The sequence below is a fragment of the Bacillus taeanensis genome (assembly GCF_003318295.1).
Classification (GTDB): domain Bacteria; phylum Bacillota; class Bacilli; order Bacillales; family UBA6769; genus Maribacillus; species Maribacillus taeanensis.
In genome coordinates this window covers 59,136-71,990 of sequence record NZ_QOCW01000002.1, presented here as the reverse complement: position 1 = coordinate 71,990, position 12,855 = coordinate 59,136, and the positions used below count along the sequence as shown (strand labels likewise).

General features: G+C 33.9%; 13 protein-coding genes, 1 tRNA gene and 1 other RNA gene. 1 reads left to right on the top strand and 14 read right to left on the bottom strand.

Annotated elements, in window-relative coordinates; genetic code table 11:
• Positions 1–49: 49 nt before the first annotated feature.
• From DS031_RS02795 to DS031_RS02765, 7 genes are all read right to left on the bottom strand, one after another.
• The gene (locus DS031_RS02795; protein ID WP_113804642.1) at positions 50–859 is read right to left on the bottom strand and encodes an MBL fold metallo-hydrolase; all 810 of its coding nucleotides are present in this window, start codon (positions 857–859) and stop codon (positions 50–52) included.
• 237 nt (positions 860–1,096) lie between these two features.
• The gene (locus DS031_RS02790; RefSeq protein WP_113804416.1) at positions 1,097–1,300 is read right to left on the bottom strand and encodes a zinc ribbon domain-containing protein; all 204 of its coding nucleotides are present in this window, start codon (positions 1,298–1,300) and stop codon (positions 1,097–1,099) included.
• 138 nt (positions 1,301–1,438) lie between these two features.
• On the bottom strand, positions 1,439–1,837 hold the full coding sequence (locus DS031_RS02785) for a response regulator (protein WP_181832985.1): 399 nt from the start codon (positions 1,835–1,837) through the stop codon (positions 1,439–1,441).
• A 233-nt stretch (positions 1,838–2,070) separates the two neighbouring features.
• Positions 2,071–3,555 (bottom strand): glycoside hydrolase family 32 protein, encoded by a 1,485-nt coding sequence (locus tag DS031_RS02780; protein WP_113804414.1) that lies wholly within the window; start codon positions 3,553–3,555, stop codon positions 2,071–2,073.
• Positions 3,556–3,732: 177 nt separating this feature from the next.
• On the bottom strand, positions 3,733–3,894 hold the full coding sequence (locus tag DS031_RS02775; protein ID WP_181832984.1) for a DUF2553 family protein: 162 nt from the start codon (positions 3,892–3,894) through the stop codon (positions 3,733–3,735).
• Positions 3,895–3,998: 104 nt separating this feature from the next.
• On the bottom strand, positions 3,999–5,912 hold the full coding sequence (gene pepF, locus DS031_RS02770) for an oligoendopeptidase F (RefSeq protein ID WP_113804412.1): 1,914 nt from the start codon (positions 5,910–5,912) through the stop codon (positions 3,999–4,001).
• 126 nt (positions 5,913–6,038) lie between these two features.
• Positions 6,039–6,126, bottom strand: a tRNA-OTHER gene (locus DS031_RS02765).
• A 483-nt stretch (positions 6,127–6,609) separates the two neighbouring features.
• On the opposite strand from DS031_RS02765, the gene ssrS reads away from it, so the two are divergent.
• Positions 6,610–6,791, top strand: a non-coding RNA gene (gene ssrS / locus DS031_RS02760) — 6S RNA.
• Positions 6,792–6,852: 61 nt separating this feature from the next.
• Here the strand turns inward: ssrS and DS031_RS23440 are convergent.
• The 7 genes from DS031_RS23440 to DS031_RS02730 all read right to left on the bottom strand — a co-directional run bounded on the left by DS031_RS23440 (position 6,853) and on the right by DS031_RS02730 (position 12,852).
• The gene (locus DS031_RS23440; RefSeq protein WP_181832983.1) at positions 6,853–7,029 is read right to left on the bottom strand and encodes a hypothetical protein; all 177 of its coding nucleotides are present in this window, start codon (positions 7,027–7,029) and stop codon (positions 6,853–6,855) included.
• Positions 7,030–7,153: 124 nt separating this feature from the next.
• Positions 7,154–7,579 carry a hypothetical protein gene (locus tag DS031_RS02755; protein WP_113804411.1) on the bottom strand — a complete coding sequence of 142 codons (426 nt, stop codon included), beginning with the start codon at positions 7,577–7,579 and terminating at the stop codon, positions 7,154–7,156.
• A 67-nt stretch (positions 7,580–7,646) separates the two neighbouring features.
• Positions 7,647–8,249, bottom strand: coding sequence for a general stress protein (locus tag DS031_RS02750; protein WP_181832982.1), 603 nt, complete (start codon positions 8,247–8,249; stop codon positions 7,647–7,649).
• 185 nt (positions 8,250–8,434) lie between these two features.
• Positions 8,435–8,824: a hypothetical protein gene (locus DS031_RS02745; protein WP_113804409.1), complete on the bottom strand. Its 390-nt coding sequence runs from the start codon at positions 8,822–8,824 to the stop codon at positions 8,435–8,437.
• A gap of 172 nt (positions 8,825–8,996) precedes the next feature.
• Positions 8,997–9,947: a sugar ABC transporter substrate-binding protein gene (locus tag DS031_RS02740; RefSeq protein ID WP_113804408.1), complete on the bottom strand. Its 951-nt coding sequence runs from the start codon at positions 9,945–9,947 to the stop codon at positions 8,997–8,999.
• Positions 9,948–9,986: 39 nt separating this feature from the next.
• Positions 9,987–12,053, bottom strand: a complete 2,067-nt coding sequence (locus DS031_RS02735; protein ID WP_113804407.1) for a PAS domain S-box protein — start codon at positions 12,051–12,053, stop codon at positions 9,987–9,989.
• Complete coding sequence (locus tag DS031_RS02730) at positions 11,995–12,852, bottom strand: CheR family methyltransferase (protein WP_245947169.1); 858 nt, start codon at positions 12,850–12,852, stop codon at positions 11,995–11,997. The genes DS031_RS02735 and DS031_RS02730 overlap by 59 nt, the downstream gene beginning before the upstream one ends.
• Positions 12,853–12,855 lie beyond the last annotated feature (3 nt).

The following is a 12,855-nucleotide window of genomic DNA, read 5'->3' as shown; positions in this document are numbered from 1 at the left end:
AAAATCTCATACAGCTGTTAGTAAAAATTAAGATTCACCTCCATTTACATTAATGGGTATACCGTCCTTGTTTTGGTATCTCCGTTTTATCAAAGTTGGCTGCTAATGTTTGTAAACCAGCTGTTAACTCTTCACCGGACATTGGTCTCCCATGTCCAGTTACAGCAGACCACGGATTTAGCTCGGCAAGCTGTTTTACAGAATGAGAGGCCGCCTTCCAGTCAGGTGTAAAATATGCAGGAGGACCATTTAATTCTGGTTGTTGTGTGACTACTTTAAAAAGTGATTCTTGCTTAACAGTCGTGAAAGCATCACCTGCAATTAAAAAACGATCACCTTCCCGAAATAAAGAAATATGACCCGGCGTATGGCCAGGTGTATGAATCCAGCGCCAATCCTTTAGTTCAGGTACCCTTCCATTATCGGGCAGGGCCCTAATATGATTTTTTAAATTGATGCTGTGTCTTGGAAATATCGGTGACATTTTAGCAATCATACCGCTGTCTGCTTCAGGATCTGCCGGTGGATAATCTGCTTTTCCTGTTAAATAAGGAAGCTCTAAAGAATGAGCATAAACTGTTGTATTCCATTTTTCTGTAAGCTCTAGTACAGCCCCGACGTGATCAAAGTGACCATGTGTTAGAATAATCGCTTCAGCACGACAGTTTTGTCCAAATCGTTCTTCTGCTTCACGTATGATTATCTCAGCTGAGTTTGGCATACCTGCATCAATAAGAACAAATGTGTTACTTGTAGTTGGATTACCTATAAAACAAACGTTTACAATTTGAACGGGTAGACAAAAAACATCTTTTGTAACTTCTAGACCAATACCACTTGTTACAGAGGTGACCGGCATTGTTTTATTATATTCTGTCGTTATATTTCCCACTTTATTGCTTCCCTTCCCTCATTTCATACTACTGTCCTATTGTTTGGAAAACAGCTTAAAAATATGAGCGGGAAAAAGAGGTGAATAACCATCAATTTTACTTATCAATCCTTTTTCTCATTATTAAAACTTCTTAACTCATAAGAAAGAGGACGTTTGTTTTATGATTAGACAAACTATCCTCTAAAAGATTTTTTAATGCCGTTATCCAAAAAATAAATCTAAAATGTTTCCTCCGATTGAAGCATTTTTATTATAAAACTCCGAATAACCGCACTTTTTACAATAAACAACAAGAAATTGGTTGTGCTGAATATCAAACATTTTCGACAGACCTTTACCTGTCATTGCAACTTCCTTTTGAGCAGCTTCTGTACTGCCGCATTTTATACATCCTTTATGGCTCATTGGTTTCCCTCTCCTTTCAAATTCTTCATTAGTTTATACGATTCAAAACATGTTTTGTTTCAAAAAATAAACAATAAAAAAGGACTGATTCATATGAATCAATCCTTTTTTAAAATAACATTTTTATGTATTTTATTGTTAAACACTCATTAAATGTGCATCTTCTAATTCGTTATTTTCTTGAAGCTCTCTTTCAATTGCTTTACAAACATGATTAATATCAAAAGGCTTTAAAAAATAAGCAGATGCGCCTAATTCAAACGCTTCTTGGATAAATCTGCTTTCTCCATTTGCACTCATAACAAACACTTTTAATGCTGGTTTAAAGTTATTAATTTTCATTAATAAACCTAATCCTGTTGTTACAGGATAGTTAATATCTAAAATAATGAAATCGATTTCATGTTTTGTAAGGGTCTGATAAATATCGGACATACACTCTGCCTCGAATGTCATATATCCCTTGCTTTTTAACTGCTCTTTCAACAGCTGACGAATACCAAATTGCGGCTCAATGATTAATCCTTTTTTGTTCATGTAAATCCCTCCCATTTGTCTTACAAACTCTATTATGCCGTTTTCAGCAATCGCTTTCAACAGCTTCGACAAAAGATGTCATTATTTTATGAAAATTAACAAATTTAACACCCATAGACTCTTTATGGGTAGATATAAAATTCTTTTTATATAAAAAGAGACCGACTCAAAAAGCGTAGGATCAGAACTTCATTGAATCAATCTCTTTTACTGTGTTTATATTTTATTCTACGTTACTTTATTGATTTTTCTAAATGCCATTTTTTAAAATTTATGATGTCAATCGATTCATCGGAAAAGAACGTAATACCGACTGCTTTTTGACTTGGATAAATACGTCCTGTCATGACTTTTTCTCCTTCGTTTATAAACACCTCAAGAGAAGATTTATCAATAAAAATATGAAGCGTTAATTCATTATCATTAAGCTTTACATCTGCTTTTCTTTCTCCGCCAGGACCTTCTCCCGATTGACTGCGGTCAAAAATAAACAACTGTTCTTTTTTATGATAAGTAAGCACCGTTTCCTGTTTATCCTCTTCACTCACTCTTACTTTCAACCCGAATTGTGAAGCATTTTTTGCATGAATTGTTAGTTCAAGTTCAAGACAATCTCCTGAAATTCCCTCTAAAGATGTTTCTCCCTCAATCGTTACATGTTGATAGGAAACTTCATTTTTTCTTAGCTTTTCTATTTCTGGAGCTGGTTTAGAGATAAGCTGATTATCTTTAAGTGTCACAATACGAGGAATTGTCATGGCTCCTGCCCAGTTATGATTTTGAGTCGGCATTTCACTTTCCCACATATCCATCCATGCAATAAGTATTCTTCTGCCCTTGTCATCTATTGTTGTTTGCGGCGCATAAAAGTCAAATCCATAATCTAATAAATGAAACGGGCCATGTGTGTATGTTCCTGTTTCATAATTAAGCTTTCCTAAAACATACCCTGCTTGATGAAGATTATGATAAAGGTGTCCTTCTGGTTTAACGCCTTGAGGTGACATTACTAACACATCCTGACCATCTAATAAAAAAAGATCAGGACATTCCCACATAAACCCAAAGTTTCCTTCCCCTTTTGCCATTACATTAACAAACTCCCATTTCAATAAATCAGCGGAACGATACAAAAGAACTTGCCCGGTATTTTGTTTTGTTTTCGAACCTAATACGGTGTAATAAAAGTCCTGATATTTCCATACTTTCGGATCACGAAAATGAAAGGGATGAATATTTCCTGCAGGCGCTTCTGCAATAACAGGGTTATCTGCTAACTTTTCAAAAGTAACTCCATCTTCACTTTGTGCAAGGGCTTGCACTTGTTTCAATTGTTCATCATAATTATTACCAGTCCAAACGTTTCCGGTATACATAAGGTATAACTTGCCGTCTTTTTCGATCGCACTTCCTGAAAAACATCCATCCTTATCATAGTCTTCGCTTGGAGCAAGAGCAATCGGAAGTCGTTCCCATGCAGCTAAATCGCTGCTTTTAAAATGTCCCCAATACATTGGTCCCCACTCTGCTGAAAACGGATGATGTTGATAAAATAAATGGTATTCTCCTTTATAAAATGAAAAACCATTTGGATCATTCATCCAATAAGCGGGTGGTGTTAAATGATAGTGAAGCCTCCAATAATTTTGGCTTACCTCGTTTTCTACAGCTGCAATTGATTGTTCTGCTTCTTCAATTTTTTGCTTATGTACATTCATTATATGCTGCTCCTTTCACTTGAAAATTCTTATAAATAACAAAAGTTTGTTTATTTAAAAAGTATATCGCTTTCATCATGTAATGAAAAGAAAATATAATTGATTTTTTAAAAATAAATAGCAGTAGCTATATTCTAAAAATGAAAGGAGGCTAAGTAAACAGCCTCCTTTCATTTTTTAACACCAGCCTTGATCACAAGGCTCTACATACGAATCCATGCTTGGTGTTTTTTCTGTTTTTATTTTAAAGCTTTTTTCTTTTGGTACCACAAATTCTTCGGCAAATTCTTCATTTACTTTTTCAGTATTTATCGTTTTCTTTTCTTTATTGTCTGTCACTATACTCACTCCATTATTAATACTTTTTACGTACATACATGTAGTGTGGCTGAAAAAAGCAAAATTATTAAGAGGTGATGCTGACTCCTATTGCTAGATAAAATTTATTCTTCGCTTAATAATTTTTCAAGTTCATCCAGCGTTTCCTTGAAAACGGTCATTGTTTCTTCAATCGGTGCGGCAGTTGACATATCAACACCAGCTTCTTTTAAAATACTAATTGGATCATCTGAGCTTCCAGCTGATAAGAAATTGTTACGAATTCTCGAAACAGCTGTTTCCCCTTCTTCAAGAACTTGTTTTGCAAGTGCTGTTGAAGCTGCAAAACTTGTTGCATATTGATACACATAAAAACTTGAATAAAAATGGGGAATTCGAGCCCACTCCATTGCAATTTCTTCGTCTGAAATCATGACAGGTCCATAATATTTCTCGTTCAGACTTTTATAAACTTTTTTCAAAGCTTCGGCATTTAACGATTCACCCTTTTGATCTTTTTCATGAATCATTTTTTCAAATTCGGCAAATTGGGTTTGACGGAATAATGTGGTACGAAAATTTTCTAAACGCTGATTAAGCAAATATATTTTTTCCTGTTTTGTTTTTGCACTGTTATATTCATTATGCCAAAGCAATTGTTCGTTCATTGTTGAAGCAACTTCTGCCGTAAAAATTGGATAACCTGAGGAAATGTAGGGCTGGTTGTTATTTGTATAGTAAGACTGCATCGCATGACCAAGTTCATGTGCAATCGTTGAAACATCATCTCTTGTTCCTTCATAGTTTAATAATACATAAGGGTGTGTATCATAAGAACTCCACTGATAAGCTCCACCCCGCTTATCTTTTGTAGGATAAACATCAATCCAGCCTTCTTCAAATCCCTTTTTTAAGACACTTGTATATTCTTCACCAAGCGGCTTTAAGCCTTCAATTACCCTTTTTTTCGCTTCCTCAAATGAAATGTAATTTTGTTCAACTTGTACAATGGGTGTATAGATATCATACATATGCAGTTCTTCTACGCCAAGCATTTTCTTTTTTAAAGCCATATAACGGTGCATAAGCGGTAAATGTTGATTTACCGTTTCAATCAATTGATCATACACCTTTGTCGGGACATTGTTTGAAATTAAGCTTCCTTCCATCGCAGATTCATATTTACGGGCCTTCGCATAAAAGTTGTTCCCTTTTACTTCACCGCCAAGTGTTTGTGCAAATGTATCCTGATATTTTTTTAATGTTTCATAATACAGTTGAAAAGCTTTTTTTCGTACTTCTCGATTATCATTTTCTAAATAAGAGAAAAAATTTGATCGCGTTAATTCTAATTCTTTTCCATCTTTATCAGTAATAACAGGAAATTGAATATCTTTTGTTAGCATTTCAAATATATTTTTCGGAGTGCTCGCTAAAGGAGAGGATTGCGCAAGAAGCTCTTCCATATTTTTAGATAATGTATGAGATTTTTTTCGAATAATATTAGAAATAAAATAATTATAGTCTGTCAGTGATTCATCTCTTAAATATGTGTTTATTTTCTTTTTTGATAATTCAGCAATTTCAGGACTTAACCATGATGTGTTTTCTCGAACACTGACACTCATTTTATCAGCTCGATCCGCTAAATCTTGAAGCTTTGCATTAGAAGAATTTGCATCAAGCATCATATGTGCGTAAACGTATGCTTTATCATGTACACGCATTAGATTGCTGTAATCATCAATTGCTTTCTTTAGCATTTTTTGCGATTTTATTAGCTTTCCTTCATATTTTGCAAATTTGTTCGCTAGTTCAATTGCTTTCTTTATATCCTTCTCCCATTCTTGTTGATTAGGGTAGATATGTTCTAACTTCCATTTGTACTGCTCAGGAATTTCAGAGCGATTTTTATAACTAGGCTTTGCAGCTTCTTTTTCTGCATAAACCTTCTCGGCTGAATAACCTACTTCCGAAACTATTCCTATTGAAAACAGCAAAATCGAGACAGTAAATATTATTAAGAGCGACTTTTTCATACTATGTCTCCCATCGTTAAAGTTTAATATTTAGTATGACATTCTTTTTTCACTCTTATCCTTTTTTAGGAAATTCATTAAAAACAAAAGCTGAAACTTTTAATGATAAAAGTTTCAGCTTTTGTTTGGCGAACTTGGCAGGACTCGAACCTGCAAATCGCATAATAATTAGCAAGTAATTACCAGCTGCTCTAACCAATTGAGCTACAAGTTCAACAATCGTACTATAATGAAAGTATTCCTCGCTTTTCTTTTTTTATACGACTTGTCTTCATTTCCTTTTCAGCTTTTAAAAAAGTAATCGTAATGCTTGTCCCCTTATTCACATCACTTTTTCCCTTTAATCATAAACAAAAAATAACATGTGGTCTAGAAGAATATGATTTGAACTAAATTTGCAGTTGAATAATCTTCCTTACACCTACAGCTCATTTTTGGTTTTATCTTATTCTTTTATATAAAAATAAAATATATGGTAAATTTTCAAACTATAACCTATTGAAAAAAGAGCTAAAATTAGATAATATACTAAGTACAACGAATTGTAATATTGAACTTATTACTTATTCGTTATGATGCTAATATGTTAACTCTTTTGCCATCACATATACCTTTACTTGTATTAGTGGATATAGTATGGTATAGTAATATTCCAATAAGCCTTTCCGTGTAAGAAAGGTTTCACTATATGTTATGTATAACCCTGCGACGCTCGTTTACTTAAGATGTCTCAAACCGATGCGTATAATAAGGGAATTCAAGAGATCAATGTGGATAACATGCCCGCATTTATGCGGGAAGTTAAAAGCATTGCTGCGAATACCCACCTGCTTGAGAGCGGGTTTTGAGACACTGTGGTGACGACGGAGCGGGACTACATAACATAAAAAACCTTTCCAATTTATTGGAAAGGTTTTTTATTATCGATTTTTCTCGTTTTTTATTCAATCACAATTTTACTTCTAAGCCACTCAATTTCTCTTTCTAATCGCTGTTTTCTTTTTAAATCTTCTTGATCCACCATGTCACCATTTTCAATTTTTTTTATTCGCTGTTCCATTTCCTTAATACGTTCATTGATTTCTTCTCTACGCAAACCTTCATCATCTCCTACCATTTTTTAGATTCTCCTTTAAATACGTCCGAACACTTATTTCAATCTGGACATATTACGTGATTTCAAGAATACCATTCCCTAATCAGAAAACGATTAAACAAATTAAAACAATGTTATCCAGACTCTAACTGCTGTTCATCTCTCCCCTTTTCTTTAAAACTTCTTCAATGATTTCAATATGTACAGCTGCCCATGCTTTTTCTTTAAAATGCACAATCACACTAACTGTAAGAGCAGCCATATATGTTAAAACAAAAACAAGCCACAGTTCACTTCCATCTTGTAATAAAAATTTTTGGAGTGGTTTAGCAAATGCTAACATGAGCCAAGGTGTGGAGGTTATGTATATCGGAATAATTCCAGATCCCTTTTTTTCTTTTATCATCCTATAGCGAATTGTTTTTAATGTGGGGCTTTCAACTTCTTTATAAAAAGTTTCGATCTCCTCTATTTCTTTCATTTCTATAAAGTGCTCAATTGGATAATTATTTCTTTTTGATCTCTTTAATTTTAAATAAAACTTATGGGCATCTCCACGTAATGAAAACATAATTCCCCCTCCTTTAGCATTAATATGTGATAATGAAATATATTTAATCAAAAAAAGACTGCCTAACTTAGCGCAGTCCTTCTAAAAATTCCTCTCTGTTTGTTTTGTTATGCTTCTCAATTAATGCTTCCTTAGCTTTTTCTTGAATCCTTTTCATTTCTGAAAGCAATGACTCATTGGCTGTAAAAATGTCCTGAACGCTCTCTTCACGAATCGAATCTGTCTGAACTAATACTAAAATCTTTCCATCCCTCACATACCCTTCATATTCAACCGCTTCTTGAGAAGAAAGACCCAGTCCTATAAGGGCACCTGTAATACCACCAGAAGCCAGTCCTTTTGCTGAATATCTTACCGTATCAATTACACCTTCTGCCGCATGTGCCGGACCTAATCCAGAAATAGCAAGCGCGCTCATTCCAGCAAATACTCCGTAAGTTCCGGCAGCAGCAGCCCCTGTTATTGCACCTGAAACAGCTCCTGCAGTGAGCCCTTGGTCTGTTGTACTTGTTGGTGGAATATTCGTTATTTGAGAAATTGTATTTAGATCATCTGTGTTTTTTACTATAAATGAAATCTCATTCATTGTAAAACCTACAACTTTTAATTCCTCGATTACTTGAACAGCCTGACCTACATTCTCAAATATACCTGCAGCTTTTTTCTTCATCATGTATCCCTCCTAAAACTTTTTCCATTCATTTGTTATGTACCCTTTTTTTCCGAAAAATTAACCCAGCTTTTGTAAAGTTTTGATTACAAATATATTTCATTTATGTTCATAAAAAACGCCTCATTTGCATATAGCAAAAGAGGCGTTTTTTCGTGCGGACAGTATCTATGATTATGTAACCATTAATGATCATTCCTTTTAACAACGGCTGCTAAGTGATTTGCTGAGATTGGTTCATGTTTGTTTCGTTTATTTTCATAAGAACGATAAGTTAAAAGAATAGCATCCTCTGTATAAATGGATAAACATAAAAGCTCTTCATTAAACGCCCCTTTTGTTTCCATCTCAAATGTTATATTTTCAAGGGTTAATTTATAAAAACGATAAGTTAACCCAAGCATTGTTCGCTTTTTTACTCTTGACTCTGAATGATGCTGGATCATTTCCGAGACTTCAGCAATTGTAACAGTTTCTCTCTGTTTATAAACTCCTGCTTTATCTTTTACTTTATGTGCTGTTTCTTCAACTGCCTGTTTTACTTTTGAATAAAAAGCTTGAATCTTACTGTTCATCTTCTTCACCTCTTTCTAATAAATGCAGCTGCCATATTTATACTTTACTATAAAACGATAGCTGACGTAAAAAAACAGTTTTTTTCACGCCAGCTGTCTCTTCCTTATTATACGTTCTTTTTATGCGCTAATTCCTGTTTCACTGTACGAACAAAGAAAAGTTCATATTAATTTATTCTAAAATACTCTCTAAAAACTGCAGCTTATCTTTCGCATTGTCTTTTGTAATAATATCCACACCACTGTCAATTCTCTTTTCAACAACTTCCCCATTAATTACTTTAAGCGCTGCTTCAACACTTTTATATCCCATATCATAAGGGTTTTGTGCTACTGTCGCTGTAATGATTCCAGATTCAACTTTTTCAATCATACTAACAATGCCATCGCCACCAATAACTGGGATATTTAGGCCTTTCTCTTCAATGCTTTTTAAAGCATGAATCGCCATAGGATCATTAGAAGCAAAAACACCATTAATAGTAGGATATTTTTCTAAAATGGAATCCATTACTGGGTTTAATTGAAGCAAAACATTATAGCCTAACCGCTCTGTAACAATTTCGATTCCAGCAGCCTGCAGTGTTTTTTTTGCTCCCATAGCTCTTTCAACAAATACTGGTGTGAAGCTCGGTCCTGTGATAATCGCTACTTTATCTCCAGGCTGCAGCATGGAGCCAAACAGTGCGGCACCTTTTTCACCTAATTCAACGTTATTTGTTCCGATAAAAGTTGTTTTTTCTTCCCAATCAGCATCTGAATCAATAAGAAGAACCGGAATATCTCGTTTATGATATTCATTGAATATTGGAATAGAGGCAGATGAATGAGAAGGTGCTGCGATTAGGGCATCAGGATTTTGTTTTAATATTTCTCTTAAGACCTTTAGTTGGCCAATCACTTCACTGTCAGAGGGAGAGGCAACCACCTTTCCATTAACTTGAAAATCTGCAAACGCTTTATTCGCTCCAGCCTCCACAATTTTCCAATACTGTTTGTTTCCATCTTTTAAAACAACAACAATCTTAGGCTTATTTTTATTTTCTACTGATTGAACGGTAACACCTATTAATAAACAAAGAAAAAACACTGCTATTAGGAAGATGAGTTTTCTTTTTGTCATTGTCCTCTTCCCCTTGAATAATTGTTAAAATGGTGATAATTAGTTCGTAAAACGAATTTTAAATGTTGTTCCTTCACTGCTTGTATCGATTGAAATCTCTGCCTGATGCCGTTCAGCAACACTATAACAAATAGCAAGCCCTAAGCCTGTACCTTCGTCTTTTGTTGTAAAAAAAGGTGTACCAATCTTCTCAATAATGTCTTGTTTTATTCCAGAACCAGTATCAATAATTTCCAGAATAACGGCTGATTGTTCGCAATATGTTCGAATTGTTAAAATACCTCCAGATTGCATAGCATCAAGACCATTTAATGAAAGATTTAAAACGAGCTGTCGGATTTCTTTTTCATCTAAATATAATTCGGGACATTTATCTAACTGCAGAAGAACATGTTTATCACTAAGCATAGCTTCCGCTTGAATGAGCGGAAATAAAGATTCAATAATAGGGTTAAGCTGCTGCTTTGATTGATCGCTTACTTTGTTTTTCGCTAAATTTAGAAATTCCGTGATAATAGCGTTGGCTCTTCCTAACTCTTTCATCATTAAATCAATATGTTCAGCTGTTAAAATTTCACGGTTATTCTTTGACATTTGTAAAAAACCACATACTGTAGTCATTGGATTTCGGATTTCATGAGCAATTCCTGCAGCCATCTCTCCAATTAAATTCAAACGATCTAAACGTGACATTTCTTTCTCTAAGTGGGTTCTTTCAGTAATATCTGTTAATACAATAAGAATGCATGGTTCAGACTGAATATCAATTACTTCTGTTGACAGCAGCCCCTGATGAACTTCCCCACTTTTCGTTTCAAAGCTAACTTTTTCATTACGAAGCACATCATCGATCTTTACACTTTTTCTCTTTATTTTCTCTTTATCACTTGAATCTGCTGCATAATAAAGAAGTTCATTTGAATGACCATTCAGTTCATCTACACTATAACCAATTTCATTTTCCCAAGTTGAATTTACATCAAAATATTTTCCATCAACTTTTGAACGAATGGCCAATAAATTAGGGCTTGATTCAAAGATCTTTCGAAAACGCTCTTCTGATAAAGCTAAAAAATCTGACATTTTTTTACGTTCTTCAATTTCTTTTTTTAACTTTTCATTTGCAAGTATAAGCTCTGCTGTCCGCTCTTTCACAAGCCTCTCTAAATCATTTACCTGTTGGTTTTTTAATTCTTCAATTTTTTTTCTTTCTGTAACATCTCTTATTGAGCAAACAAAAATAGGCTCCTCTTCAATGATTGCCTCGCCGATTTGAAGATCACAAGGAAATATACTGCTATTTTTACGAATTGCTGTCGCTTCTATTACTTTACCAATTAACGACTTTTTAAAAGAATTTTCAAGAAGAACTGTTCTACTTTCTTTCTCACCACTTATTTCAGAAAACAAACTTATAATAGACTCACCAATTAGTTCTTCTTCTTTATATCCAAACATCGCTTTTACGGCAGGGTTAACCGCTGCAATCGTTCCATCCCCATCAAATGTAACAATTGTGTCAAATAAGACCTCACTAGAAGCTTTTGTTAATGCTTCCATTTTACGCAAACTGCTGTTTGTGCGATTAAGCTTTTTGTTTACTTTTTCAAGTTCAACTGTATGTTTGGTCTCTGTTTTACTTATTTTCTTCTCATGATTTTTATAAATATTTACAAATTGTTCAACTTTTCGTTTTAATGTTTCAGGATGAAATGGTTTAAAAATATAATCAATTGCTCCCACTGAATAGCCGCGTAGAACATGGTCCATATCCTGACTAATAGCTGTGATAAAAAGAATTGGAATATGTTTTGATCTTTCTCTTGATCGAATAAGCTTTGCTGTCTCAAAGCCGTTCAGTCCCGGCATTTGTACATCTAATAAAATCAGTGCAAAATCTTCCCTTAAAATGTATTTTAATGCCTCTTCTCCAGAGTTCACACCTACTAGATGATACTGTGAAGATGATAATACGGCTTCAAGCGCAAGTAAATTTTCCAAGTGATCATCAACCATTAATATATTTATTTTTTTAGAAGTTCTTTCACTATTGGATTTTTCTATACCATTTTTCTGCTGAATCGTAGACTTTATAACAGTTTCCATAACTAGTAAATCGAACCTCCTCTCTTTTTCCTAGCCCTAAAAAACCAAGGGGACTTAAACTTTCATAAATTAACTTTTGCACTTCATTTTGAAGCTGTTTATTAAAATAAATAAGAACATTGCGACAAATAATAATATGAAATTCATTAATAGAATGATCAAGTGCTGCATTATGCTGCGCAAATACAATATTTTTTTTCAAAAAAGAGTGAAAAACAACCTCATTATTTTTAGCAGTATAATACTCTGAAAAAGCTTGTTTTCCACCAGATAAATGGTAGTTTTTCGTATAGTGCTGCATGCTTTCAATTGGGAAAGCACCAAGCTTTGCCTTCTCTAACACAGTACCATTTATATCTGTTGCATAAATTTGTGCTTGATCTAATACTCCCTCCTCATAAAGAAGAATGGCCATCGAATAAACTTCTTCCCCAGTTGAACAGCCGATATGCCATATGCGAATAATAGGCTGATCTTTTAATAATGGAATTACTTTTATACGCAATGTTTTAAAAAAAGATGGGTCACGAAACATTTCCGTTACATTAATTGAAAAAGCATGAAACAATTTTTTCATCATATTGGGATTATACAAGATTTGTTCTTGTAATGCAGACACACTCGTTAAACTTTCCTTTTGAAGCAATTGAAAAATTCTTCTTTTTATAAATGAAAAAGCATAGTTCCGAAAATCAAATCCATAATAACGGTAAACCCCTTCAAGAAGCAGCTCAATCTCTATTCTTTCTAGATTAGCTTTTGATTCATTATTAATCATACTATCAATTTGATTAATCATCTA